The following is a 25601-nucleotide window of genomic DNA, read 5'->3' as shown; positions in this document are numbered from 1 at the left end:
GGCGAAGCAGACACCCAAATGATGGTCGGTCTCGAGTCGCTCAGGCGTCCTGGACCTGTCGCAGGATATCCGGCGCGTCCTCGAGCGTCGCATCGAGATCCTCGACGTTCGGGCCGCCACCCTGTGCGAAGTCCGGCGGGCCGCCGCCACCGCCGCCGACTCTCGAGGCGAGTTCGCCGACGACTTCGCCAGCGTTGACGCCGACGTCGTCGGGCACCGAAACGACGAATTGGGCGCTGTTCTGTCCGCTTCCCAGCACCGCGATCTTGCCCGTCTCACTGATGGCGTTCGCCGTCGCGCGGAGTTCGTCGACGTCGGCGTCGATTCGGTCGACGACCGCGGTCGACTCGCCGACCTCGACCTCTTTGGCGTCGCCACCGCCGCCGGCTCGAGCCGCGGCGAGTTGTTCGGTCAGATCGTCGATTTCCTTGCCGCGGTCCTTCCACTCCTCGAAGAACCGTTCGGCGGTCTCGGGGACGTCTTCTGGCGAGACGTCCAGAATCTCGGCGGCCTCGTAGAGTGCGTCTTCTTTGCGTTGGGTCGCCTCGAGGGCGGCCTCGCCGGCGGCGAACGTGATTCGCTCGACGCCGTCCTGGACACGCTCGGTGGAGAGCACTTTGATCGTGCCGATCTCGCCGGTTCGGGCGACGTGGGTGCCACCGCAGGCCTGGACGTCGTCGTCGACGTGGATCAGGCGGATCTGCTCGCCCGGCGGAATGCCGCCCTGATAGAGGCCGAAGCCGTGTTCCGATTCGGCGTCGTGACGGTCGGGCCACTCCTGGGTGACTGCGGTGTTGTCCATCACGATGTCGTTTGCCAGCGACTCGATGCGCTTGACGTCCTCGCGGCTGATTCGGTCGTAGTGGCGCATGTCGATCCGGGAGCTGTCGACGCCCTTCTGGGCACCCGCCTGTCGGATGTGCTCGCCCAGAATCTGGCGTGCGGCGTGAATGACGATGTGCGTGGCCGTGTGGTGGCGCATCAACTGCCGGCGTCGGCCGGCGTCGAGTTGGCCGTTGGCGAACTCGCCCTTGCCCGGGCGCTCGTCGGTTCGATGCAGGATGACGCCGTCTTCGATCTGGACGTCCGTGACTTCGACCGTCGTATCGTCCGTCGAGAGCGTTCCCGTATCGGCGGGCTGACCCCCGCCTTCGGGGTAGAACATCGTCTGGTCGAGGACGACGTCGTAGCCCTCCTCGCGCTCGAAGACGTCGAGGACGACGGCTTCGAACTGCGTGCGCTGTTGATCGTCGTAGTAGAGTTTCTCCGTCTTGGGGAGATCCTCGAAGCGTTCGTCTTCCTCGTCCTCGGCCGCGTCGATGGCCTCGGGCGTATCGTGGCGCTTCGCGACGAGACTGTAGAAGTCGTCGGGAACGTCGACGTCCGCTCCCGCGTCGTCGGCGATCTCGGCGACCATATCGGGCTGGATGCCGTGGGAGTCGTAGAGTTCGATGAGTTCCTGGGTCGGAATCGCTTCGCCTTTCTTCGCGTACTCCTCGGCGAGCGCCTCGACGCGACGGCCCCCGCGCTCGAGCGTCTCGCGGTACTTCTCGACCTCGGTTCGGACGATGTCGCGAATGGTGTCTCGGTTCTCGTACTCGAGGCGGTCGGCTTGCATGTCGACGAGTTCGTCCAGTGGCGCGTCGACGCCGACGTTGTCACAGAGGCGTTTCGTCCGTCGGAGAACCATCCGTGCGAGGTAGCCCGTCCCGACGTTCGAGGGGACGATGCCGTCCCCGAGCATGTACGCGAGGGTGCGACAGTGATCGGCGATGGCGTAGATGTCCTCGAGCGGTTCCATTAGCTCCTCGAGGTCGCCCGCGTCGACGTCGAGTTCGTCTGCAATCTCGCCGCGAGCGGTTTCCATGTCCTCGGCCTCGTCGATGTCCATGTGCCCGGCGAGTTTCGCGGCGCGGTAGACGAGTTCCGACTCGTCGTCGGTGTGGTCGATGTCGGCGTTGTCCTTGAGGAACTCGATCATGTCCGGATAGATCGCCTCGTAGACCGTCGGCGTGCCCTGAGACACCCAGGTCCAGCGCTCGAGCCCGTAGCCCGTGTCGACGATGTAGGTGTCCATCGGGCTGTAGCGGTTCCCGTCTTTCATCTCGTACTCGCCGTCCGGGTCCTGTTCCATGGACATGAAGACGAGCGTCGCGAGTTCGACGCCGCGGTAGATGACCTCGATCGCGGGGCCCGCGTTGCCGCCGCCGACCCACGGATCTTCGATGTAGATCACTTCCTCGAGGTCGATTCCGAGCGACTCGAAGAAGCCGTCACAGAGTTCGACGGTTCGGTCCTTCCAGTAGACTTCGCCCTGGTAGGCGTACTGGTCGGGGTCGTCTAAGTCCTCGCGTGCGTTGAACGCGTGATGGGCCATCATTTCGAAGGCCATCGTGTGCCGACCCGTCTTGCCGACGTTGTCGATGTCCTGCATCCGAATGCACGGTTGTGAGACCGTCAGCGGGTTCGCCGGCGGCGGCGTCTCGCCGCTCGTGACGAGGGGCTGGAAGTCGTAGATCGACGCCTGGGTCAACAAGACATCGTCTCGCCACCGATTGGCCGCAACGGGGTAGGGATCGATGCGCTCGTGGTCGTGATCCTCGAAGTACGAGAGGAACACCTCGCGCATCTCCTCGAGAGTGTACTCCTCCTCGAATCCGGAGTTGTCGATGAAGTCGTACTCTTCACACGGCGGCTCACCGCAGGTCTCCCGGCCGTGGTCGCGAGTCCAGAAGTGCGCGCCACATGAGGGACACTCCTTGCGCTCGAAGCCTTCCTCCTCGAAGTACTCGAGGCGGTACGCGTCCGCCAGTTCGCTCATTGTACCTGTGTTGGCGAGCCAGCGCCTAAAACAGTTCCGCAACGCCCATCTGCTGAGATCCACCGACGGCGGCCGAATTGACACTCGAGTGATGAACGCAGTGCTAGCGAGTTATGTGAAGGAGAAAACATATAGTGGAGAGTAAAATACGAGAAATACGTAATACCAAAATGACAGGTGGTGCGAAATTCGATCGGGATCCGAAATTCGGGTACCCGATGGTGAGGCGAACGGGCCGCAGGTGGGGGAGACAGCCGCAACGGGGACCGTGTCGCTGATGGCGACGAGACGAACGGTCCTCCGAACGGGCGCGTTGGCAGGGGCCGGGACGATCGCCGGAATCGTCGCACTCCCCTCGCCGCCCGCGACGACGCCGGCCGACCGAACCGTCCAAGGAGCCGATCCGCCGACCTCGGTGGCCGACTGGACTGACGAGACGATCAGCGACGAGGAGGCAACCCCCATCGCGCGCTACCAGTACCGATCGATCGACAACGGCGTCGACGACTTCGGCGACAGAGACGCGTTCGTCGCGACGGCGCCGATCAACGTCGTTCTCGTTCCGGACGAGGACGCCGAAGGCGACGGTGCGCCACTCGAGCGCGTGATGTCCGTCCTCGACGAGGAGGGGTGGCTGCGCGGCCCCGAGGAGTACACGCGATACGGGTGGGACCGATCGGACGAGACGTTCGTCCGTCAGGAGGGAACGGCTGCTGAGACGTACTACGGGACCAGCGGTCGCCTCCACGTCCGTTGTTGGTCGTTCGAGGGCGTCGTCTCGATGCAAGCCCACGAAGACACCGGCGCGCGCCCCGAGCACGAAATCGAATCCTACAGCGACGCCCGGACGGCGATCGAAGCCATCTTCGATGCTGCAGGCTGGCGCGTCTCCCCGGACGCGATCGACCTCGATAACGAGCAGGGCGACCACGACGGCATCGCGTCGGTCATCACGGAACGAACCGACGGCGAGGAGACGACGCTGACGGAGGAGTCATGAGCACCGACGACCACCACACGCTGGGCCGAAGGCACACGGGGTACCGACTGCTCGACCATCCGCTCGTCGGCCTCGAGCGACGCCGAACGGCACTCGCATTCGCCTACCTCGGCGTCCTGAGTGGGCTCTTCGCGCTCAGCTACGCGGGGACGACGGTCACGATCGGCAACGTGGCACTCGAGTCGATGTCGACGCGCTTCGATACCATCACGGCAGGGCTGATCGCGCTCGCGACGGCGACGATCACGGTCGTGCCGTTTCTCTACGCCGTCTGGAACGGCGGGCCGGCCCTCGCGATGGGGATGCCGTTGGTTCCCGTCGGGTTCGGGTACCTCGCTGCGGGTCGGTACGTCCTCACCGTCGACGCCGTAATCGGACTGACCGTCGGCGCGGCGGCCTGTGCGCTCGCGCTGTTCGCAACCGACGTTCGACGAGCGGGGTCGCTTCGACCGTGGCGACGCGTCGGCCTCGATAGCGCGCGACTCATCTTCGTCACCATCGCAACGGTCGTCGCCGCCGCTAGCGTCCTTCGATTCGTCGCGACGACGACACCGCGTTCACTCGAGTGGTACGCACCCTTCGGCGTGCTCTGGCTCGTGCCAGTCTGCGTTCTCGCGTGCTACTGGCAGGCGACGATTCGCACGTGGCGAGAGCCGCGAGCGGCGGACGAGCGAGTCGAATCGTAGCTTTACGACGCCTTTCTGCGACAGAAAGAACCCTCTCAGAACGACGCTATCCGTCGTTTTCGAGCGCCAGCGACGCCAACATCGCCTCGAGTTGGAGTCGCTCGTTGGCACCCTCCGTGATTCGATAGTCGACTTCGCCGAGGCGCTCGAGCAACTGTACGGTCGCCTGCTCTGGAATATCGAACTCCCACGCGGAGCGGTGAAGCTGATCGATAACGTCGCCGCCGGCGAGGCCGCGCTCCGTCAGGAGATCCTCTAAGGCTGCTCGAGCGGCCGTGAAGTCGCCGCCGATGGCGTGTTCGACCATCGCTTCGACTTCTTCGGGTCGAGCGGTGGAGGTGATCGCGAAGACGGTCTCCTCGTCGACGGTTTCGCCCATCACGGCCGCGGCCTGCAGGCCGTTGATCGCCTTTCGCATGTCGCCGTCGGCCGCGTACACCAGCGCGTCGACGCCGTCGCCGGTCACGTCGATACCCTCGTTCGCGGCGATTTCGCGAACCTGGGCTTCGATCGCGGTCTCGGAGAGTTCGGTGAACCGGAAGACCGCGCAGCGAGATTGGATCGGGTCGATGATCTGACTCGAGTAGTTACACGAGAGGATGAAGCGGGTGTTGTTCGAGAACTGCTCCATCGTTCGGCGCAGGGCCGACTGCGCGTCGCTCGTCAGCGCGTCGGCTTCGTCCAGGAAGATGATGCGGTAGTTGTAGCCGCCGAAACTCGAGCGGGCGAAATCCTTGATCCGGTCGCGGACGACGTCGATCCCGCGCTGGTCGGAGGCGTTGAGTTCGAGGAAGTTCTCGCGCCAGTCGTCGTCGTATATTTCGCGGGCGGTGGCCTGTGCAGCCGTGGTCTTGCCGGTTCCGGCCGGGCCCGCAAACATGAGGTGGGGGAGGTCGTCCTGTTCGACGTATCGCTCGAGTCGCGGGACGATATTCTCGTGTCCCTTGATCTCCGCTAAGCGTTCGGGCCGGTACTTCTCGATCCAGACTTCGGTCTTGCCGGGTGTCGGCTCCGCCGCCTCGGCGTCGGCCTCGCTCATACCGGGGAAAAGAGTGGGCCGAAGATAAAACGACCGAAGGTCGTCTTCGGTCGAGTCGCTCGAGTGACCCTCGAATGGAACAGTCAGGGACGCCAATAGACCGAATTATGACGGTCACGGGATTCGACTAACAGTTCTAACCGGCTGCTCGGTGAGAGCGACGGTAATGCTCGAGCAGTGGTCACTCGGACGGAGTCTCGTCGTGGTATTGGTCGTCCTGATAGTCTGTGGGACGATTCCGCTATCGGTTGCCGCCCAGACTGACGGCCAAACTGGCGGGACCGTCGTGGTCGAGGAGGGCGAAACGGTCGACAGCCTCGAGGCGTTCGGCGGAACCGTCGTCGTCAGCGGGACCGTCACCGGTGACGTCAGCGCCGTCGGTGGCGACGTCCGCGTCGAAGAGACGGGTGAGGTCGGCGGCGATCTCGAGGCTGCCGGCGGAAGCGTGACGATCGCCGGAACCGTCGACGGCGACGTCGACGCCGCTGCGGGAAGTCTCACGGTCACCGAATCGGGGACCGTCGGTGGCACGCTCGTGGCTGGTGCGGGAGTCGTGACTATTTCGGGCACCCTCGACGGCGACGCCGAAATCGGAGCCGATACGATCCAACTCGGCGACGAGGCGCAGGTCGCCGGCGACCTGCGCTACGACGCGACGATCGAAGGAGACACGGACGTCGTCGAGGGCGAACTCGAGGAAGATCCCGCCCTCGGCGTCGACGGCGCGCCGATGATCGGTCCGCTCGCCTCGTGGGTGTTCGCGGCCTACGTCCTCGCGGCGAATCTGCTGGTGGGTGCCCTGTTGCTCGCTCTCTTCCCGCGCTTCTCCGACGGCGTCGCCGGCCACGTCGCGGGAGAACCCCTTCGCTCGGGTCTGGTCGGCGTCGGCGCTCTCCTCGGGATCCCCATCGTTCTGATCGCGCTCGCGATCAGCGTCGTCGGCATTCCACTGTCGCTGTTCGGGGGGTTGCTATTCGCACTGGTGCTCTGGATCGGCTTCGTCTACGGCTGGTTCGCCGTTGCCACGTGGCTCCTCTCGCTCGTTGGACTCGGGAATCGCTGGCTCGCACTCGTCGTCGGGCTGGTCGCCGGTGCCGTCCTCTCACAGCTCCCGATCCCCGTCATCGGCGAGGCGATTTCCCTGTTCGTCCTGTTGGTGGGCCTCGGCGCGTTCGCTCGAGCACTGGTCGGGCGCTGGCGTCACGCCCGGAAACGGGAGTACCCGCGTCGAACCGGAGCCGGAACCGACGGACCAGCCACAGAGTAAGGTGTCAGCAGTCACCGCGGCTGCACAAACGACGCGCTCAAGTTTCGCCTCGCGTAAGAGAACCCATGTACGTCACCGTCGACGTCAAGGGCGAGGATACCCACGAAATCGACCTCGAGACGGTGTCCCCGAGTTCCACGGACGTCACTGATACCGAGGAGGTGACCCCGACCTACCAGGACCTGCTGGCCGAACTCGATCTCAGCCCCCACGAGGTGAGCGTCCTCGTCGACGGCCGGCCCGTTCCCGAGGATCAGCCCGTCGAGAGCGAATCGGTAACCGTGTTGCGCCTGATTAAGGGCGGATAGCGGTTTTTCGAGGCACTCGAATTCCAACATGACCGTTCACGTTCGCCCCGCGACGACCGCAGACGCACTCGAGGCTCGCCGAATCCTCGACGCGGCGATGCTCGAGTACGGCGACGTCGAGGCGCTGATCGAGACCGAACACGTCCTCGTCGCCGGCGATTATCGCGGCGGAAGCGACGGCAGCGAACGGCTGCTGGGAACCGTTGTCCTCGAGCCACACGAGCACGAACGGGGTGCACACGTGACGGCCGTCGCCGTGCGCCGCCGCCAGCGAGGTCGAGGCGTCGGCAGCGCGCTGATCGAACGGGGGATCGAGCGCGAAGGGCGACTCACGGCACACTTCGACGGCGACGTCCGACCGTTCTACGACAGACTCGGCTTCGCTCTCGAGCGGACCGAATCGGACCGGTACCACGGCGTCGCGGTAGCATCCAAGGAGTCGTGAGCGTCAGCGTCGTGAGTCCCGATATCGTGAGCGTCGATGTTGCAATCACCGACAGCACGAGCGCTGACAGCGTTTCCAGTCGAGCGCCAACGGCGTTTCTAGCCGGGGACCAAAGCGATTCCAGTCCCTCTCGTCGTCGGTGTCGGCGGAGTTGCCGAGACAGGTCGTAGTGACCCCCACTCGAGAGAGCCGGCGAGTTCCGGCCGAGCTTTATCGTCCAGACCGTGGTACGTCGGGTGCATGGCCTTCGGACGGATACTCAGTGGCGACCCATCGAAACGCTCGAAACTGTACCTCGCGATCGGCGCCGTCTCCCTCGCCAAAGCGATCGCACTTCGGAAGGACCAGGATCGATTCCGGCGAGAGCTCCTCGACGCCGCGATGTTCATCGGCGTCGGACTCGCGTTACGCAAGTACAGCCAGGTCAAAGCCGAAAAACGAGCGGAACTCGAGTCACAGATTCCCGACTGGGCGATCTCGGCCGCGACCTCCCCGGCGGCGAAACAGGGCGTTCGGAGCGTCGCGAACCGTCGACTGGGAGGCCAGTCCGAATCGGAGCCAACCGTTCGTGATCGCGCTCGAGGGATGCTCTCAGGCTGATCGACGAACGCCAGGCGACCACTTTTCGCGACTGTCGACGAACGCCAGTCAAGACGAGATCGGCTCGAGCGACGCCGTGAAATGACGTAATTCGGGTACCGCGGGTTCGGAGGCAATCTCGAGTCCGTCGATCGACTCGCGCGTTTCGAGGACGGCGGCGGCGGTCTCGGCGACGTGCTCGAGGTGCTCGTCGTGATAGGTACGACGCGGCACGGCGAGTCGGACCAGTTCCGGCCGGTCAGTACCGGGGAAGGCGAAACTGCCGAGTTCGACGCCGCGAACGCCACCTTCTCGATAGAGCGCACAGACCAGCGCCTGCCCCGGGAACTCGTCGGGTGAGAGGTGTGGGAGTGTGGCCCCCGCGTCGAGGTAGACGGCGTGGCCGCCGGGCGGGGTGTAAATCGGGACGCCGACGTCCTCGAGCATCGCGGCGAACGCGCGGACCTGGTCGATTCGGTCCGTGACGTAGGCTTCCTCGACGGCCTCGCGGAGGCCGACGGCCATCGCGGCGACGTCTCGACCGGCCATCCCGCCGTAGGTCGGAAACCCCTCGTAGAGGATCGCCCGCTGCTTACATTTCTCGAAGAGCGCTTCGTCGTCGGTCGCGACGAAGCCGCCAGCGTTGACCAACCCGTCTTTCTTCCCGCTCATGACGAGCGCGTCGGCGTAGCCGAGTTGTTCGCGGGCGATTTCACCGATTTCGGCGTCGGCGAACTCAGCTTCCCGCCGCGCGACGAACGCGGCGTTCTCGGCGAACCGACAGGCGTCGATCACGAACGTCGCGTCGATCTCGTCCGCGAACTCGCGGACCCGGCGGGTGTTTTCGACGCTGACCGGCTGTCCCGCCGCCGAGTTATTCGTGACCGTCAGAATTACCAGCGGCACGCGCTCTGACCCCACGTCGTCGACGACCGAGCGCGCACGGTCGAGCGAGAAGTTGCCCTTGAACGGACCGTCGACTGTCAGATCGTGGGCTCGAGCGACCGGACAGTCGACGGGATCGGCCCCCTGGTTCGCGACGTGGGCCCGCGTCGTATCGAAGTGCGTGTTGTTGAGCGCGACGTCGCCGTCCTCGAGCAACGTGCCGTAGAGGACGTTCTCCGCGCCGCGGCCCTGGTGGGTCGGCACGACGTTGGAGAATCCCATCACCTCTCCTACCGCCGACTCGAGTTCGTCGAAGCTTCGCGACCCCGCGTAGGCTTCGTCGCCCCGGAGCAACGCGGCCCACTGCTCGTCGCTCATCGCGCCGGTCCCGCTGTCGGTCAGCAGATCGATAAAGACGTCCTCGGCAGCGAGATCGAAGACGTTGTACCCGGCCTGCTCGAGCGCTCGTTCGCGCCGCTCTCGAGACGGCAACTGGATTCGCTCGACCACCTTGGACTTGTACGCGACCATACCGACTCGACGCCGCCGCGCGTGTTCAGTCTAGTTGAATTCTCGTGTCCGGTGGCGTCTCGAACCGTCGGCTGCCGAACGAATCGGAGCATCGATGGACGGAGTCGACGGCAATCGTAATGAGCGGAGTCGAATCTTCGACGCGGAAATTCAGCGAGCGTCGACCTCGACACTGCCGAAGGCGTCGTTCGTGACCCGCGTCGGCGTCGGATCGGGGCCGACGAGTTCGAACCCGTCTACGGCGGCCGAGTCGACGACGTGCGTCCCACTCGAGACGGTCCCATCGGTACTGCCGATAGCGTCGGCACCGTCGTCGAGAGAGCGGCTCTCGGTGTGCTCGGATTCGTCCTCGGCGGCGGTCGATTTCCCCGCGGTGAGTGCGCTGAGTTCGGCCGCCGTCGACTCGACCGCGTCGCCCTCCTCTCGAACGATGACGTCCGAATCACCGACGAACTCGAACGCGAGTTCCTCGAGGGCGTCACCGACACCGTGGGACTCGGCGTGACCGGCGGAATCGGCGTGATCAGCGGGACACACGGTAGCGTCCTCGACACCCGCGTCGGACTCGCTCGAGCCGTCCGCCGTGACATCGGAATCGCCGTCACTCGTCGGTTGGACTGATTGCGAGGACTGCCCGTCCGTCGTTTCGATCGCCGCTAACTCGTCGAACAACTCGGCGGCCGTCGTGTCGTCGATCTCGATATCGTCCATCTCGTTCGCGCCGTCGTCTCCGTCCGCGTCGTCCGGCCGCCCGGACTCGAGGAGGTCGTCGGGTGCGTCGACGTCGAACGCCTCGAGCACTGCGTCGGGGTCCGGTTCGATGGTCTCGAAAACGCGCGTTCCTGGCGAGTCGTCGGTCATGACAGGAGCTGTGAGACTCACGGTATTCGTTACGAACTCGCTACCGACGGGTGACGACAGCGTTATGCACGTCGTACCGTGCTCAGCAGTCACACAGCGAAACAACCGACGGACAGGGATTAAAAGAGGTCCTGGGTCAACTCGAGGGTCTTCTCGCGGTCGTCCCACTCGACGAAGAGGGCGACGCTGGTCGCGCTCGTGATGATGTCCTGCAGGTGGATGCGTTCTTCGGCGATGGGGTTGACGATCTCGCTGATGATGCCCGGCTGGTTGGGAAGTTCGCCGCCAGTCACGCGAACGACTGCGGTCGGCGAGTCGACGGTGACGCTCGAGAGTTCGTCGCGGGCGATGACCTCGCGGTGGAGGATGTTCTCGGCGCGTTCGGCCTCTTCCTCGTCGATGTAGAACGTGACGGTGTCCATGCCGCTCGCGACGGCGTCGATGTTGACGTCGCTCTCGGCGAGCGCCTCCGAGAGGTGGTTGAAGATTCCGGGTTCGTTACGGATTGCGCGGCCGGCGACGGTCAAGCAAGCGAGCGGGCGCTCTCGCAGGTCGACGAGATTCTTGAACTCGCCTTCGATGCTCGTCCCGCCCGAGAGCAAGTCGCCGTGTTGGTAGTGGACGACGCGAACGTCGAGATTTCCTCCCTTGTAGGAGAGAGCGGACGGCGCGACGACTTCGGCCCCGCGAAAGGAGAGGTTCCGGAGCTCGTCGACGGAAATTTCGCCGACGTTGCGGGCTCCCTCGACGACGTGAGGGTCGCCGGTCATGACGCCCTCGACGTCGGTGACGATGACGACCTCGTCGGCGTCCATGTACTTGCCCATCATGACCGCCGTCGTGTCGCTGCCACCCCGTCCGAGCGTCGTGATGGAGCCCTCCGGGCCTTCCGCGAGGAACCCGGTGAGCACCGGTACCGTCTCCTCGAGATCGTCTGCGACCTCGAGTGCGCGCGTTTGCGTCTCCTCGACGTCGACCTCGCCGTACTCGTCGGTGACGACCGGCCAGCCGTCCGCACCCGGCTCGAAGAACGTTGCGTCGATCCCGCGCGCCGCCAGCGCGGCCTTGAGCATGCGAACGGACGTTCGCTCGCCCATACTGACGATCTGTGCGCGGTCGGCTTCGTCGGTCTCGAAGGTAATCTCCTCGAGCAGGTCGTCGGTCGTCGACCCCATCGCGCTGGCGACGACGGCGATTTCGTGGCCGTCCTCGACGGCTGCAGCGATCGAGTCCGCCGCTCGGTTGATCCGATCCCCGCTTCCCAGGCTCGTTCCGCCGAATTTGGCTACAACGCGCATGGTTCCACCCCATCAATCGTCGTGTGGATCACGTGGCTCATATGCCAGTTCGTTACAAGAGCGAGCAGATAACTGTGTCCCATCGCCCGCGTTTTTACCACGACTCGTGTCTCGAGAACGACGCGTTCGAGCGGGTCGCTCGAGTTCGAAGACGGTCAATTCGGCCCCAGCGCAGGCGGGATTTATATTTGTGCGTATCATTACCACACGCTAATGAACGTACGGGACGCTCTCGAGGCCGACGCAGACGCGCTCGCGTCGATCGCGGACTCGCCGACCGATGTAATGCGGAATCTGGTTCACGATCGGACGGTGCGCGTCGCCGAAGACGGAACGCACGATCCGAACGCGGACGTTTCGGGCTCGCAGTACAACGGTTCCGATCCGGAGGACCTGCTGGGGTTCATCAGCTTCGACGCGAAAGAAGATACCGTTCACGTCACCCAAGTCGACGGCACGGCGGACGCGTGTAAACAACTGCTCGCCGAACCGGTTCGGTTCGCCGAATCCGAGTCGATGGCCGTCGAACTCCTCACGTCGCCCGATAGCGACTGCGTGACGAACGCCGCCGAGGACCTCGGCTTCGAGCGCCACGGCCGTGGCCCACAATTCGACGGCGCACCGACGGTCCGATTTCGACTCGAGCCGTAGTGGGTGTCCCGGATCGGTGTACCAGCCGCCGGTGATCGTTTCGGGCCAGCTTCGCCGGGAAACGACGACACTCGAAGCGACCAGTAGCGCCGATCGACCATCTAAGCGGCGCGTTCTGCGTTCACAGTGGAAAACAGAGATTGTTTCTATAACTATCCCCGTCGTATTAACCGGTGAAATTATTGCCAGTAACGGTGGCTACTGTGACGTATGCCAACAGCGTACAATATGCCCGACTACGAGCAATTTCGGGACGGCTTCTCGTGGGACGACCTCTACGACGCCGCCGCCGAGGACGCACCGGAGCGCCTGAACATCGCTCGTGAGGTCTGCGACCGTCACGCCAAAAACAAAGAGTCGGTCGCGCTCTATCAGGTCGACGAGGACGGCGAGTTGACGACGACGACCTTCTGGGAACTGGCCGAGCGGACGAATCGGTTTGCGAACGTCCTCGAGTCGCTGGGCGTCGAGCGAGGTGATCGCGTCTTCTCGTACATGCCGCGGATCCCGGAACATTACGTCGCGCTCATTGGAACGCTGAAACGCGGCGCTGTCTTCGGCGGCATCAACGAACGGTTCGGTCCCGACGGCATCTCCTACCGGCTCGACGACTGCGACGCGAAGGCCGTCGTCACCACCGCCGACAACCGCGAGACCGTCGCGGACGCCCTCGAGGACGCGCCCTCCGTCGAGCACGTCATCGTCGTCAGCGACGACGGGACGAACGACCGCGGCGACGACGTCGACTACCGTACCGAGATGGAGTCCGCGAGTCGCGAGTACGACCCCGTCGAGACGAGCGGCGAGGACGACGCGCTGCTCTACTACACCAGCGGGACGACGGGGCTGGCAAAGGGTGTCCTGCACAAACACCGGTGGGTCACGGGGGTCGCCGCGACGCAGCGGTACGCCGCCGACCTGCAGGAGGGCGACTGCTACTGGTCGACGGCCGACCTCGGCTGGCTTACGGGTCCGATCAACACCCTCGGTGCCTGGTACTGGGGCACCGCGCTGTTCACCTACGAGGGCGAGTTCGACCCCGAGACGTGGGCCGACCTCCTCGATCGGTTCCCGATCACGGTGTTGTTCTCGGTCCCGACGGCCTACCGCATGCTCCGCGAGCACGAAGCGGTCCTCGAGGACGTCTCGCTGGACCTGCGTCACGCGCTGTCGATCGGTGAACCGCTCTCGGCGGGCGTCGTCGAGTGGGGCGAAGAAACGCTAGACGTGACGATCCACGACACCTACGGCCAGACCGAGACGGGGAACATGATCATCAACAACTACCCGACGATGGAGCTGCGGCCGGGCTCGATGGGCAAGCCGCTGCCGGGCATCGAGGCCGCGGTCGTCGATCCGGAAACTGGCGAGGTGCTCGAGCCCGGTGAAACGGGCGAGATCGCCCAGCGCGGGGACTACCCCTGTTTCTTCGCGGAGTACTGGGAAAAGCCCGAACAGACTGCCGGCTGCTTCGTCGACGGTCCGGACGGTCGGTGGTACTGTTCGGGCGACCTCGCGCGCAAGGATGAGGACGGCTACTTCTGGTTCGAGGGACGGGCCGACGACGTTATTCTCTCCTCGGGCTACCGGATCGGCCCCTTCGAAGTCGAAAGCTCGCTCGGCGAACACGAGGCCGTCGCCGAAGCCGCCGTCGTTCCGAAGCCACACCGAGAACGGGGGAACATCGTGAAAGCGTACATCGTACTGAGCGAGGGCGTCGAACCCGCCGCCGACCTCGAGGAGGACATCAAAGAGCACGTAAGATCGGAGCTGTCGGCTCACGAGTACCCTCGCGAGGTCGAGTTCCGCGAGGAACTGCCGAAGACGGTTACGGGGAAGATCAGACGGACGGAACTCCGGGACGAGACGGACGGAGAAGCCGACGCGGCCTGACATCTCCTCGAGTCGTCGGCGCTCGCTGTCGTCGGCCTCGTTGCGTCACCTCTCGCTGCGTCGGCGCTTGCTGTCATCAGCGCTCGCTGTCGCCCAACGGTCGCCGAAACGTCCGGTCTTCAGATCACCAGGAGAACGGCGGTGTACCCCGCCAGTCCGGCACCGAACGCCCAAAATCGACTTTCGCGGTCTTCGGGCAGTTCCTCCTTGATCACGTTGAGGATGACGCCGCCGGACAGGAACGCGAGCAGCAGGCTGAGGACGAGTTCCGGAAGGCCGACCAGAAAGCCGACCAGCGTGCCGGCGAGAATCGCGCCGGCAAGCACCCACCGACCGAGGCGGTCGTAGACGTCCCGGTGGTGCTCTCGAAGTCCGTAGTCGTTGACGACGAAGTGCAGTCCCATGGCCGTCCCGTAGAGCAACAGGTTCGCGAGCCCAGCTTCCTCTCGATGTAAGAGAAAGTAGCCGATGAGCGCGTTGTACGCCGCGAACGAACCGATGTGGAGCCAGAACACGCTCGCGTCGGGCCGAGTCCTCACACCGGCGGTCGCTCGCCGGGCCACCCCCCGAGACGAGCGGCGAGCGGCCTGCTCGAGTCCGTAAAAGAGCGCGAAGCCAACGAGTGCGGCGATAAACAGCGAGCGTTCGTGAGTCGCCTCGAGGACGACGTTCGTCGGGTCGGTCGTCTCGACGATCCGCGACTGGTGGTCCGTGATCTCGGGCAGGAGGTGGACGAAGACGTAGGCGACGGAGATTCCGCCACACAGCGAGAGCCACCGGCTCCGAGGAACGGTTTGCAGGAATCGGAGTCTGCCGGCGCTAACGTGCACCGCGGCCAATACTCCCGCGAGGAAGAGCGCGCCGATCGTCGGGGGCATCGCCGCGGACTTCGACGACGGCGGCCATAAAAACACGACCGGCGTACGGTCGAGCGTCGGCGTGCGACCGAACGTCCGCTCCTCGAGCGACCGTTAACTGAACTTCTGGACCGTCACGTCTAACGTATCGAGGTCCACGATCGGCGCGTAGCCGGCGTCGGGGTCGATGTTGACGCTCTTCTGGAAGTCCGTCTGGGACTGCCAACAACCGGAGTTGATCGCGAGCACGTTGTGGTACTTGCCGAAGCCGAGTTTGTGAACGTGGCCGGTGTGAAAGATGTCCGGTACCTCCTCCATGATGAGGAAGTCCTCCTCCTCTGGTGCGAGTCGGGTGTGCCCGCCGAACTGGGGCGCGACGTGGCGCTTCTTGAGGAGGTGGTACATCGCCTTGTGCGGATCGTCGTAACTCGCCTTCTCCTCGGGCAACTCGGCGATCACCTCGTCCAGACTGACGCCGTGGTACATGAGGACGGAGACGCCCTCGAGCGTGACCGTCGAGGGATTGCTGACGATCCGTGAGTCGTGGGCCGACATGATCTCCCGAAGGTCCTCGTCGAAACCGGGTTGGGGTTCGGCCAGTCGAACCGCGTCGTGGTTGCCCGGAATCATGACGATCTCGATGTCGCCGGGGACCTGCTTGAGGTACTCGTTGAACACCTCGTACTGCTCGTAGATGTCGACGACGTCGAGTTCTTCGTCCTGATTGGGATAGACGCCGACGCCTTCGACCATGTCGCCGGCGATGAGCAGGTACTCGACGTGCTGGGCCTCGGGAGTGTGGAGCCAGTCTGCAAATCGGTTCCAGGCGTCGTGCATGAACTCCTGACTGCCGACGTGGACGTCGCTGATGAGCGCCGCCTGCACGTGACGGTCCGCGGTCGAGGGCTCGTGCGTTCGCGGTACGTCCGGGAAGTACATCGAGTCGACGAACGCGATTCCCGCGTCGTCCGACAGCGTCCCTTCCATCGCCAACACTTCGTCGCAGAGCAACTCCTCGACCAGATCGGCGTACTCTCGATCTTTCATCACCAGCCACGGAAACGTCCCCGTCGCGTCCTCGAGTTCGATCAACCAGTGGCCACTGGCAGTCGAACGAATGTCGTTGACTAATCCGACCATTCCGACTTCGCCACCGCCCGGCATGTTCTGAATCGCCGTCGCCGGACGGTGATTGACACGGCCGCGGAGTTTCCCTCCCAACGTCTCGAGTCGATCTCGGAACACGGCGACGAAATCATCGTATTCCCCCGTTCCCGTACTGTCACCGGTCATATCGCCGTCGATCTCGAGTGACCGTACCGCTGGATCGCTCGATCGTCCACCAGCCGAAGACCCCTTCGTTTCAACTGGAACCGCCCCATCCACGGCTGTCGGATCAGGACGGTGATCTCCAGTTGAAACGGAGGGGTCGGTGGTCGTCTCGTCAGAACCCGAAACATCGCCGCCGTCACGTGGTTTTTCACCCGGATCGCTCGAAGAAAGAACCGTTTCGACGTGATCGGTTCGAACGACGAGCGTTCCCGGCGGGAGGTCGTCGACGACGCGTTCGACGGTCGCCTGCGGATCGTCGGCAGCGGCGAGTTTGGTCACCGCCTCTCGTTCGGCGTTGTACCCGCGACTCGTGAGTTCGCTGACGATCCGTGCAGACGCCTCGAGTGGCACACGAATCGTATTCGCGAGCGGAGCAAAAAGGATACCGTAATGAAATCGGCCTCCAGCGAACCGAGGCTCGCTCGAAGTGTTCGACTCGGTCGGGTCAAGAGAGCAGAAAGTTGATTGCAGACCCTAGCAAAACCAGTGACGATGAGCGGCCCCAACCCCGGCGACTCTCCTGACGATCCTCCCGCGAGTGACGATACCGACGGTGACTGGACCCACCGACGCGACGACGCGGGGAACGACACCGCAGAGGGGATGGGGACGGACAGCCAGACCAACAGCGACGACCGAGTGACGATCGAAGACGACGGCATCGTCCACTGGTTTCTGAAAGCCGAGGAGGGGAACGTCGTCTTCGCTCGAGACATTTTGAGTTCCGTTGCGATCGTTGCGGTCATCGGACTCTTGCTCTTTGCCGTCAGTGGGATCTGGCCGCCGTTAGTCGCCGTCGAGAGTGGCAGCATGGAACCGAACATGGAGAAGGGAGACCTCATCTTCGTGATCGATCAGGATCGCTTCGTTGGCGACGATCCTGCCGGTGACACCGGTATCGTGCCGCTGGAGGACGGTGAAGAGAACGGCCACGAGCGGTTCGATCAACCGGGTGACGTGATCGTCTTCCAGCCGAACGGCGAGGAACACCAGACGCCGATCATACACCGGGCGCACTTCTGGGTCGAAGAGGGCGAAAACTGGGTCGACACGAAAGCCGACGACGATATCATCGGCGACACGAGCTGTGACGACATCGACACGTGTCCCGCCCAGCACGATGGATTCATCACGAAAGGTGACGCGAACGAGGGTTACGACCAGCAGTACGGCGCGCAGGAGGGCCAAAGTGACGTCGTCAAGTCCGAGTGGGTCACCGGCAAAGCGCGATTTGGCATCCCGTGGCTCGGCCACATCCGTCTGACCTTCGACTCGATTCTCGGCGGCATGCTCGCGCCGGGACCGGTTATCGACAGCGTGCCGGCGAGTGACTCCGCCGTCGCCGCCACCCAACTCGGTATCGCCGGGACGACCGGCGCAGCGGGCGCTGCTGGTGGAGTCGGGGTCGCGCTGAATCGGTACCGGGACTGAGTATCAAGTCGTTTTCACTGACGCGATTCGTGCGACGCACTCGAGAGCGGGGCCACTGGCGTGACGAGCCAACGCACGGAGTCGACGAGTGTTACTCCTAGTCGTCGTCCACAGTGCCGTCCGATCCAGCGGGCGACCCTTCGGCAGGGACGCCCTCACCCGTGGTGACGCTGTCTTCGGACTGTTCGGCGTCGGAATCGGTCGCAGCGGGGTCGGCGTCGGAGACGTACCCGAGTTCGAACCAGAGTTTCGCGGTGCACCCGAACGACTCCTCGTCCAGTTCGGTTTCGTCTTCGCGCTGGTCGAGGTAGCCGTTACAGCGGCCGTGGGAGACGACGTTCATCAACGTCGCCGCGGACCCACACTCCGGGCAGTCGATGTAGTAGTTGCCGTCGTCGTTTTGGTGCCACGAGTCGGGCGTGAGTTCCGTGTACGCGGCGTCTTCACGGTCGTGAGTGTTCATAGGAAACCTATCGGAAGCCAGACGGGTAAACGAGTACCCGGATTGTGCATGTCGCCCTCGAGCGTTCGCGACGTCGACCCTTCGAACACGGCCCCACGAACCTTCGACGGCGGTGCTCACTTCGCTCAGACGACTGCGAAGAGTTCGAAAGCCAGCGTTACTCGACGAGTGGCTCGAGCAGGCCCTCGCCAGCCCCGAGCAGTTCGTCGACGCGGGGCTCATCCGTGGCCTCAGCGTACACTCGCAACACCGGCTCCGTGCCGCTGGGGCGGATCAGGAGCCACGAACCGTCGGTCAGTTGCAGTTTGAACCCGTCGGCCGTATTGACGTCGTCCACGTCGGTACCGGCGACGCTGTCGGGGATTTCGGTCTCGAGATCCGAGAGCACCCGCGATTTCTCGTGATCGGGGCACGCGACGCTTCGTTTGTTCTGGACGACTGTCCCGTGTTCGGAGAGCAGCCGATCGACCCGCTCGTCCAGCGGTTCTTCGGCGTCCATCGCGGCCGCGAACAGAGCCATCATGACGCCGTCTTTCTCGCGGACGTGCCCGCGGACGGTGAAGCCGCCGGATTCCTCACCGCCGACGAGTGCGTCGTTATCGGCCATCGCCTGTGCGACCCACTTGAACCCGACAGGAACCTCGTGGACGGCTTCGTCGTGCGCTCCGGCCACCCGATCGATCAGAAACGTCGTGGAGACGGTTCGGATCACCGCACCCGAGGCCGACTCGAGTAAGTAGTCGTACAACGCGGCGAAGAAGAGATTCTCGTCGAGATAGCCCCGTTCGGGCGTGACAAGTGCGATCCGATCCGCGTCGCCGTCGTTCGCGATACCGAGCGTCGGCTCGGTCGCGTCGTCGGTGACGAGGTCGGCAAGTGCCTCGAGGTTCTCCGGGGCAGGTTCAGGGGCCCCACCGCCGAAGTCGGGGTCGCGTTCACACCGCAAGCACTCGAGTGACGCCCCGGCACGCTCGAGGAGTGCGTCCGTCGTCCCGCGGCCGCTCCCGTGCATGGCGTCGTAGGCGACGGTCTGCCCGTCGAGGCCGAGGGGACCGACGAGTTCCTCGAGGCGGTCGACGGTCGCGTCGGCGTGGGGTGTGGTGAGGTCGACTTCGCGAACGGTGCCGTGCTCGTCGGCGGGGAGCGGATCGGGTTCGGCGAGTCGGTCGGCGATGGCGTCCGTCACCTCGGGCAGCGCCGGGGCACCGTCTTCGGGGATGAATTTGACTCCGTTGTACTCTGGTGGGTTGTGCGAGGCCGTAATTGCGAGTCCTCCCGCCAGCTCCCGCTCGACGATCGCGTGGGCGACGAGCGGCGTCGGTCGGTCTCGCTCCGGCATGATGACATCGAAGCCGTTCGCACACACCACGCGAGCGAGTTCCTCCGCGAAGCCCCGCGAGGTTTCTCGAGCGTCGTAGCCGATGACGACCGAGCCCTCGAGATCCTCGTCGCGGAGATACGTCCCGACGGCCTGTCCGACCATCCGGACGCGCGGTGTGGTGAACTCCTCTAACGTCGCCCGCCAGCCGTCGGTACCGAAACGAATCGTCTCCATACCCGTGTCTCATTGTGGGGTGCGAAAAAAGCGACGCCCTGTTCCAGCCCCCGATTCGGCGATGATCGATCGCAGCCGAATCAGGCGCCGACGGTGTCGAGACGCTGTTCGAACAGTCGTTCGCCGGTTTCGTCGCAGGTGACGGCGATCACGTCGTGTGAACTACAGCACGATTCGACGACCTCCTCATCCATACTGATCTCGCCGCCGCTCGTCGGACAGGTTTCGAGGAACATTCGAAGTCCGTTGAGCACCTGCCCCTTCGTTTCTGGTCCCTGATCGTCCCACTCGGGTGTCCACTCCTCGAGAACGCCACTGGCAGCGATATCCGCGATCAGTGCGGGCCGGGACGGCCAGCGGCCGGCGATACCGTGTGAGGCGACGAGCAACTGAGTGTCCTCACGAGACTCGATATCGAATTCGTCGGGGTCTTCTTCGAAACCGAACGCGGCGATTGCGTCGGCAGAATCGACGCCAGCGGTATCGATTTTGTCGATCGCGTCGAGCCAGTCGGCCTCGAACGCGTCGGTGAGACAAAGATCGTCGCGGTCGGCACATGGCTCGAGGACGTCGTGAGAGAGAAAGAACGTCTCGAGGTCGAGTTCGACCGGTTCCTCGGGTGCGTCGTCCCCGCTGGACTCGCCGTTGGATTCGGGCGGTGAGTCAGCGGCCGCTGCAGGCGTGTCGGTAGCGTCGTTGGATGGGGAACCACCGCTATCGATGCCGCCGACGCCGCTGGCGAGTTCGGGTTCCGGTTCCTTTCCGAACCAGCGCAAGACTTCCGGCGGTAGATACCGTTTTGTCAGGGTCGGCGTTCCCGGAACGAGGTACCCGCGAAGGTAAATGAGTCCAATCGAGACGACGATCGCGAGCGCGCCCCCGAGTTTCGTCTTCCGTGCGACGAGCGAACCGACGGCGACCGCGATCGCGAGATTCAGTAGTGTACACGGCTCACACCGGTTCTCGCCGGTATACTCCGGCTGCTTGAGGTCCTCGACGAAATCGATCTCCATGTAGCACGAGACAGGAGAGGAAATGATATCTATTTTTTGGTACTTGAGAGAAGAATACTACTCTGATCGGAACGAACAGAAGCGAGTTCACTTGAGTGCGACGAGTCGTTCCTTTCGGCTTCGGGAGAGTTGCTTGATCTCGTACTCACGAGACATCGCGGCCGACCGAGAGGCGTAGCGTTCGTGATAACGCAGTTCGACGGGCGTCCGACCGCGCGTGTACTTCGCGCCCTCACCGTTATCGTGTTCGGCGACTCGCCGCTCGAGGTCGGTCGTGTAGCCGGTATACAGCGACCCATCGGCACACTCGAGGACGTAAACGACGTGTTCGCGTTCGTCTTCGTGCTCACGCTCGCGCTCGCTCATCGTGCGTTCGCTCGTGCTAGTAGTCTAAAAAGTGCTCGTACCGAGGGAACCGACGATGTCGATGACGATGACGCGGGCAAGGGGTGCGAGCCTACGCACCTCGTTCGCGGTTTCGTGACGCTTCGGCGATCCCTGCATTGGCCGAACAGCTGATACAGGCGTGAATTTCGCCGTTCTCATCAGCGAAGACGCGTGCGAAGCGCTCGGAGACGTGCGCATCGCAGTGATCACAGGTAGGCATTGGGTGGTGGTCACACCGGCGGGGCCGGTACGAACAATTACTCGCCGAACGGACAAAAGTGCTTCTCCGTTCCCAGAGTCAAGTTTTGGTTTCCGAAGAATATTTTCGATTTTCAGCGAGAGCCATCGTCGGTTCGAGCAGCGTCAATCGCGCGAGCGATGAGCGTCGCCTGCGCCCCAGCGACGAATCCGGCGTCGATGTTGACCACCGAGAGGACCGTACACGACTGCAACAGCCCAGCCAGCGCGGCCTCGCCGTCGCCGCCGTGACCGTAGCCACTCGAGACGGGAACCGCGATGACGGGCGTATCGACGAGTCCGGCGACGACGGTTGGGAGTGCCCCCTCGCGGCCAGCGGCGACGATGAGCGTGTCGGCATCGCGGAGCCTGTCGACCTGGTCGAGCGTACGGTTGAGGGCGGCGACGCCGATGTCGTCGACGCGGTCGACCGTCGCGCCGGCATCGGTACAGACGACCTGTGCTTCGTCGGCGACCGGTCCGTCGACGGTTCCTGCCGTGACGATTCCGACCGTCGCCTCGAGCGAGGGCTGTTCGAACTCGGCACCGAGGACGCGAACCGTCGACCCGTACCGCTCGAGCGTCGCGTCGGGTGCAGAGTCGGCGAACGTCGATTCGAGAGCCTCGAATTGTTCGTCGCTGATTCGTGTGATCAGTGCCCGATCGGTGGTCTCGAGTGCCGTTTCGGCGAGTGCAACCACCTGTGGGGCCGACTTGCCTTCGGCGTAGATCGCTTCCGGAATACCACGTCGCTGTCGCCGGGCCGCGTCGAATCGGCCAGCCTCACCGGTCACGTACCCGTTGAGCGCTGCTTCTGCTTCCGTCGGTGAGAGTGAACCGTCAGCGACTGACTCGAGGAGTTCGCGCATATTGGGGGTGAGGGAACGGATATACTCGAATCCGTCGGGTCGCACGACGGAGCGACACGCCACCGTCGCTCAAGCCGAGAACCAGCCTGCGAGAGCGCGTCTCGTGAGGATGGTACTGGGGTCGGTAGTGCGGCGAGAAGTGCAACTACACGCCCAACCGAGAGAGGTAAACACATGCAACCGCCGGTAGGGGCGCTGCAGCCACCACTGAGCGCGCGCGAGCCACCGAGAGCCGTCTCACGGGGGATCGGTCACCGCACCCGACTCATTAGTCATATACTTTCCGGTGATATCGGCTATCGAAACGGGCAGCGCAACCGCTGCAACCCCCGTATTCCGACCCACAACCAAAATCTTTATATTGGGTAACACGAAATCCGTACATCGTATGGCAGACCTTATCGTCAAAGCCGCCGTAAAGGAAGCGCTCGATGACAAGAACGTCGCCTCGGACTTCTACGAAGCACTCGACGAGGAAGTCGACGAGCTTCTCGAAGACGCAGCCCGACGTGCCGAAGCAAACGACCGGAAGACGGTCCAGCCACGCGACCTGTAAGGGACGCCAGTAAGAATTCTTTTATTGACGCTACACCCCGTAAGCGACCGCTATCGACTGGTCACCGACCAGATCGACGAGATTGGTCGCTCTGTGAGTACCACCTAGTTCTTCGAGCGCTCCAACTCGACAGATCTGGCTCATTCGAAAGTGTGTGAGCGTGGTGGACTCGGAGGAACAGACACCCTAACCGGATACGACGCGATACGTGAATTCTCCAGCTACGATCGTCGCTGCTCGAGATACTCGTTCGTTCGACCGGTGACCACGTACTCGGCGGATTGGAGGTCGGAAACGGACGCAGAGCCGGTGACGAACATCGCCGTTCGCAACTCGAGGGAGAGCGTTTCGATCAGGTCGACGACGGCGTCGGTTCCCTGTGCGGCCGGAGAGAGAAACGGCTTCGCGAGACCGCCTGCGCGGGCACCGAGGGCGATCGCTTTCGCGATGTCGAGGCCCGAGCGGACGCCGCCGCTGGCGATGACGCAGTCGTGGACCGACGCGGCTTCTCGCGTGCTGACCGCGGTCGGGACGCCCCAGGCGCGGAACAACTGGCCGACGTGTTCCTGTCGCGACGCGCCGACGGCCGCCGCCCGATAGGATTCGATTCCCGACCAGGTCGTCCCGCCCTGTCCAGCGACGTCGATCGCGTCGACGCCGGCATCAGCCAATCGCCGTGCCGTTTCGCGGGCGATGCCGTTGCCCGTCTCCTTGACGACGACCGGAACCGAGAGCGACTCGGTGACGCGTTCGATCGCCTCGAGACAGCCGCGTGCGTCGATATCACCCTCGGGTTGGACGGCCTCCTGCAGGAAGTTGAGGTGGATCGCCATCGCGTCGGCGTCGATCATCTCGACGGCGCGCTCGACGTCGTCGACGTCGTACTCGAGCAACTGTGCTGCGCCGACGTTGCCGTAGAGGAAGGCATCGGGGGCGACGTCCCGGACGACGGTGTAGGACTCGAGTAACGCTTCGTCCTCGAGTTCGAGGCCGGCGCGTTGGCTCCCGACGCCCATGGCGACGTTCGTCTCCTGGGCGGCTTCGGCCAGCGCCCGGTTGAGTTTCGTCGTGTTTGGGTGGCCGCCGGTCATGCTCTCGATGACGATCGGTGCCGACAACTCGTGACCGAACAGCGTCGTGGCGGTGTCGATCTCGTCGCGGTGGATCTCCGGTAACGCCTCGTGGACGAGGTCGATATCGGCGAATCCGGCACCAGTCGTCTCTACGTCTTCTTCCTCGATGATTCGGATGTGGTCGTCTTTCCGGTCGGATGTTTCGGGCATCGAATCGTCTCACCCGAACGATGGTGTGACGGTGTTGAAAAGGTGTCCATCTGCTCGACGCCCGCACGTCGGTACAAACGAGGGAATAGAGGACCCGTCGTTGCCGGCCACCACGAGGATGAGAGGACGAGCAAAATCCCGTCGACGCTCGAGTCGCTCTTCGAGCGTCACGTGTGGGACCAGTTAATGCGGGTGGAACGCGTAGAGGCCGTATGCGACGACTACTCGCGCTCGCGGCGGGACTGTTCGTGGCGGTCGTTCCGAACCCGTTCGTCGAAACCGTCGAGCGGCTCGCGTTCGAAAACGCCGACGTGGGACGGCGGCGGCCGTGGACGGTGCCGATCGCTCGACTCAAAGGAGCGGTTTTCTGTTTGCTCCTCGTTCGCAGCCCTCACAGCATCCGTGCACTCTCGGGCCCGCTCGCCGCGCTCGGATTCGTCCTCGCAGTGCTTTCGCGGCGGGCGCTCGAGGTGGGGCTTCGCGTCGCCTACGAGAACCCGGACGATCTCGAGGTGAAACCGTGGGTGCTTCCTACCGCACGCGTACTCGGCGCGAGCTACGTGGCCGTCGCACTGTTCTCGAGACGTGCAACCACCGACGAGGACGAGTCTCTCGTTTCAGCCTCCGAGTGAGTGTCTGAACGTCAGTACTCGCGCGTCTCGACGCCGTCGTCAGTCCCGACGTACGTGATATCGGCCAGGTCGACGAACAGGCCGTGCTCGAGGACGCCTGGGACTCGAGCGAGCGTCGACGCCACCCCCTCGGGGTCGTCGATCGATCCGAACGCACAGTCCAACAGGAGGTTGCCGTTGTCGGTGACGACCGGGCCGTCCTTGCACTCCGCCGCTCGAAGCGTCGGGTCGCCACCTAACTCCCGAACGCGCTCGGAGACGACGCTGTAGGCGTCAGGAATGACTTCAACCGGCACGGATCGCTCGAGCGTCGGCGCGAGTTTCGAGGGGTCGGCGACGACGACGAACTCGTCGGCAGCCGCGTCGACGAGTTTCTCGCGGGTGTGCGCGCCGCCCCCGCCCTTGATCAACGCGCCGTAGGCGTCGGCCGTCGAATCGTCTGCGACCTGATCCGCCCCGTCGATCGCGAGGTCCACGCCGTCGACTTCCTCGAGCGTCGTCAGCGGAACGCTCGCCTCGAGTGCCGTCTGTCGGGATTGAAAGGAGGTTGGAATGCCGCGGATCTCGAGGCCGTCGTCGATAGCCCGACCGAGCGCGTCGATCGCGTAGGCGGTCGTCGATCCGGTTCCCAATCCGACGACGAATCCGTCTTCGGCCCGTTCGGCGGCGCGTTCACCCGCTCGGCGCTTCGCTGCGTCCGAACCGCCCGTCGTTTTCATGCG

General features: G+C 64.1%; 26 protein-coding genes. 11 read left to right on the top strand and 15 right to left on the bottom strand.

Annotation, left to right across the window (positions count from 1 at the left end):
* Positions 1–40 precede the first annotated feature (40 nt).
* Complete coding sequence (alaS, locus tag BB347_RS14085; protein ID WP_076583288.1) at positions 41–2821, bottom strand: alanine--tRNA ligase; 2781 nt, start codon at positions 2819–2821, stop codon at positions 41–43.
* A 241-nt stretch (positions 2822–3062) separates the two neighbouring features.
* On the opposite strand from alaS, the gene BB347_RS14080 reads away from it, so the two are divergent.
* Together BB347_RS14080 and BB347_RS14075 are read left to right on the top strand one after the other, a co-directional pair.
* Positions 3063–3821: a hypothetical protein gene (locus BB347_RS14080; protein WP_236995954.1), complete on the top strand. Its 759-nt coding sequence runs from the start codon at positions 3063–3065 to the stop codon at positions 3819–3821.
* Positions 3818–4507 (top strand): hypothetical protein, encoded by a 690-nt coding sequence (locus BB347_RS14075; protein ID WP_076583285.1) that lies wholly within the window; start codon positions 3818–3820, stop codon positions 4505–4507. Before BB347_RS14080 ends, BB347_RS14075 begins: the two co-directional genes overlap by 4 nt.
* A 46-nt stretch (positions 4508–4553) precedes the next feature.
* On the opposite strand, the gene BB347_RS14070 is transcribed toward BB347_RS14075, so the two are convergent.
* Positions 4554–5546, bottom strand: coding sequence for a replication factor C small subunit (locus tag BB347_RS14070; RefSeq protein WP_076583283.1), 993 nt, complete (start codon positions 5544–5546; stop codon positions 4554–4556).
* 166 nt (positions 5547–5712) lie between these two features.
* Here BB347_RS14070 and BB347_RS14065 point away from each other — a divergent pair, with 166 nt between their 5' ends.
* The 4 genes from BB347_RS14065 to BB347_RS14050 all read left to right on the top strand — a co-directional run bounded on the left by BB347_RS14065 (position 5713) and on the right by BB347_RS14050 (position 8166).
* Complete coding sequence (locus BB347_RS14065) at positions 5713–6813, top strand: bactofilin family protein (RefSeq protein WP_076583282.1); 1101 nt, start codon at positions 5713–5715, stop codon at positions 6811–6813.
* Positions 6814–6878: 65 nt separating this feature from the next.
* Complete coding sequence (gene samp2 / locus BB347_RS14060) at positions 6879–7121, top strand: ubiquitin-like small modifier protein SAMP2 (RefSeq protein WP_076583280.1); 243 nt, start codon at positions 6879–6881, stop codon at positions 7119–7121.
* A 28-nt stretch (positions 7122–7149) separates the two neighbouring features.
* Positions 7150–7566: a GNAT family N-acetyltransferase gene (locus BB347_RS14055; protein ID WP_076583279.1), complete on the top strand. Its 417-nt coding sequence runs from the start codon at positions 7150–7152 to the stop codon at positions 7564–7566.
* A gap of 240 nt (positions 7567–7806) precedes the next feature.
* Positions 7807–8166, top strand: coding sequence for a hypothetical protein (locus BB347_RS14050; RefSeq protein ID WP_076583277.1), 360 nt, complete (start codon positions 7807–7809; stop codon positions 8164–8166).
* Positions 8167–8214: 48 nt separating this feature from the next.
* On the opposite strand, the gene BB347_RS14045 is transcribed toward BB347_RS14050, so the two are convergent.
* The 3 genes from BB347_RS14045 to BB347_RS14035 all read right to left on the bottom strand — a co-directional run bounded on the left by BB347_RS14045 (position 8215) and on the right by BB347_RS14035 (position 11720).
* Positions 8215–9561: a tryptophanase gene (locus BB347_RS14045; RefSeq protein WP_076583276.1), complete on the bottom strand. Its 1347-nt coding sequence runs from the start codon at positions 9559–9561 to the stop codon at positions 8215–8217.
* Between the two features lie 150 nt (positions 9562–9711).
* Positions 9712–10422 carry a hypothetical protein gene (locus BB347_RS14040; protein ID WP_076583274.1) on the bottom strand — a complete coding sequence of 237 codons (711 nt, stop codon included), beginning with the start codon at positions 10420–10422 and terminating at the stop codon, positions 9712–9714.
* 119 nt (positions 10423–10541) lie between these two features.
* Positions 10542–11720 (bottom strand): aspartate kinase, encoded by a 1179-nt coding sequence (locus tag BB347_RS14035; protein WP_076583272.1) that lies wholly within the window; start codon positions 11718–11720, stop codon positions 10542–10544.
* Positions 11721–11933: 213 nt separating this feature from the next.
* Here BB347_RS14035 and BB347_RS14030 point away from each other — a divergent pair, with 213 nt between their 5' ends.
* Positions 11934–12371, top strand: a complete 438-nt coding sequence (locus BB347_RS14030; protein ID WP_076583271.1) for a hypothetical protein — start codon at positions 11934–11936, stop codon at positions 12369–12371.
* 210 nt (positions 12372–12581) lie between these two features.
* Positions 12582–14264 (top strand): acyl-CoA synthetase, encoded by a 1683-nt coding sequence (locus tag BB347_RS14025; RefSeq protein WP_076583269.1) that lies wholly within the window; start codon positions 12582–12584, stop codon positions 14262–14264.
* Between the two features lie 119 nt (positions 14265–14383).
* Here the strand turns inward: BB347_RS14025 and BB347_RS14020 are convergent, their stop codons facing one another.
* Together BB347_RS14020 and BB347_RS14015 are read right to left on the bottom strand one after the other, a co-directional pair.
* Positions 14384–15142: a hypothetical protein gene (locus BB347_RS14020; protein ID WP_076583267.1), complete on the bottom strand. Its 759-nt coding sequence runs from the start codon at positions 15140–15142 to the stop codon at positions 14384–14386.
* Positions 15143–15235: 93 nt separating this feature from the next.
* On the bottom strand, positions 15236–16804 hold the full coding sequence (locus BB347_RS14015; protein ID WP_076583265.1) for a DNA-directed DNA polymerase II small subunit: 1569 nt from the start codon (positions 16802–16804) through the stop codon (positions 15236–15238).
* A 141-nt stretch (positions 16805–16945) separates the two neighbouring features.
* On the opposite strand from BB347_RS14015, the gene BB347_RS14010 reads away from it, so the two are divergent.
* Positions 16946–17884 carry a S24/S26 family peptidase gene (locus BB347_RS14010; RefSeq protein ID WP_076583263.1) on the top strand — a complete coding sequence of 313 codons (939 nt, stop codon included), beginning with the start codon at positions 16946–16948 and terminating at the stop codon, positions 17882–17884.
* A 97-nt stretch (positions 17885–17981) separates the two neighbouring features.
* Here BB347_RS14010 and BB347_RS14005 read toward each other — a convergent pair whose 3' ends face one another.
* The 6 genes from BB347_RS14005 to larB all read right to left on the bottom strand — a co-directional run bounded on the left by BB347_RS14005 (position 17982) and on the right by larB (position 22408).
* Positions 17982–18347 carry a hypothetical protein gene (locus tag BB347_RS14005; RefSeq protein ID WP_076583261.1) on the bottom strand — a complete coding sequence of 122 codons (366 nt, stop codon included), beginning with the start codon at positions 18345–18347 and terminating at the stop codon, positions 17982–17984.
* Between the two features lie 157 nt (positions 18348–18504).
* Positions 18505–19902 (bottom strand): phosphoglucomutase/phosphomannomutase family protein, encoded by a 1398-nt coding sequence (locus tag BB347_RS14000; RefSeq protein ID WP_076583259.1) that lies wholly within the window; start codon positions 19900–19902, stop codon positions 18505–18507.
* Positions 19903–19982: 80 nt separating this feature from the next.
* Positions 19983–20915, bottom strand: a complete 933-nt coding sequence (locus BB347_RS13995; protein ID WP_076583257.1) for a hypothetical protein — start codon at positions 20913–20915, stop codon at positions 19983–19985.
* Between the two features lie 87 nt (positions 20916–21002).
* Positions 21003–21281 carry a GIY-YIG nuclease family protein gene (locus BB347_RS13990; RefSeq protein ID WP_076583255.1) on the bottom strand — a complete coding sequence of 93 codons (279 nt, stop codon included), beginning with the start codon at positions 21279–21281 and terminating at the stop codon, positions 21003–21005.
* Between the two features lie 91 nt (positions 21282–21372).
* The gene (locus BB347_RS19380; protein WP_168170958.1) at positions 21373–21522 is read right to left on the bottom strand and encodes a DUF7563 family protein; all 150 of its coding nucleotides are present in this window, start codon (positions 21520–21522) and stop codon (positions 21373–21375) included.
* A 112-nt stretch (positions 21523–21634) separates the two neighbouring features.
* Complete coding sequence (gene larB / locus BB347_RS13985) at positions 21635–22408, bottom strand: nickel pincer cofactor biosynthesis protein LarB (protein WP_076583253.1); 774 nt, start codon at positions 22406–22408, stop codon at positions 21635–21637.
* A gap of 388 nt (positions 22409–22796) precedes the next feature.
* On the opposite strand from larB, the gene BB347_RS13980 reads away from it, so the two are divergent.
* On the top strand, positions 22797–22964 hold the full coding sequence (locus BB347_RS13980) for a DUF1931 family protein (RefSeq protein ID WP_005578700.1): 168 nt from the start codon (positions 22797–22799) through the stop codon (positions 22962–22964).
* Between the two features lie 221 nt (positions 22965–23185).
* On the opposite strand, the gene fni is transcribed toward BB347_RS13980, so the two are convergent.
* Complete coding sequence (fni, locus tag BB347_RS13975; protein ID WP_076583251.1) at positions 23186–24247, bottom strand: type 2 isopentenyl-diphosphate Delta-isomerase; 1062 nt, start codon at positions 24245–24247, stop codon at positions 23186–23188.
* A gap of 212 nt (positions 24248–24459) precedes the next feature.
* On the opposite strand from fni, the gene BB347_RS13970 reads away from it, so the two are divergent.
* A complete protein-coding gene (locus tag BB347_RS13970; protein WP_076583249.1) occupies positions 24460–24879 on the top strand; it encodes a hypothetical protein in 420 nt (139 codons plus the stop codon).
* An 11-nt stretch (positions 24880–24890) separates the two neighbouring features.
* Here BB347_RS13970 and rpiA read toward each other — a convergent pair whose 3' ends face one another.
* Entirely contained in the window at positions 24891–25598 is a 708-nt protein-coding gene (rpiA, locus tag BB347_RS13965; protein ID WP_076583247.1) for a ribose-5-phosphate isomerase RpiA, read from the bottom strand.
* Positions 25599–25601 lie beyond the last annotated feature (3 nt).

It is taken from the genome of Natronorubrum daqingense, assembly GCF_001971705.1.
GTDB lineage: Archaea > Halobacteriota > Halobacteria > Halobacteriales > Natrialbaceae > Natronorubrum > Natronorubrum daqingense.
This window is presented reverse-complemented; position numbering and strand designations above follow the sequence as displayed.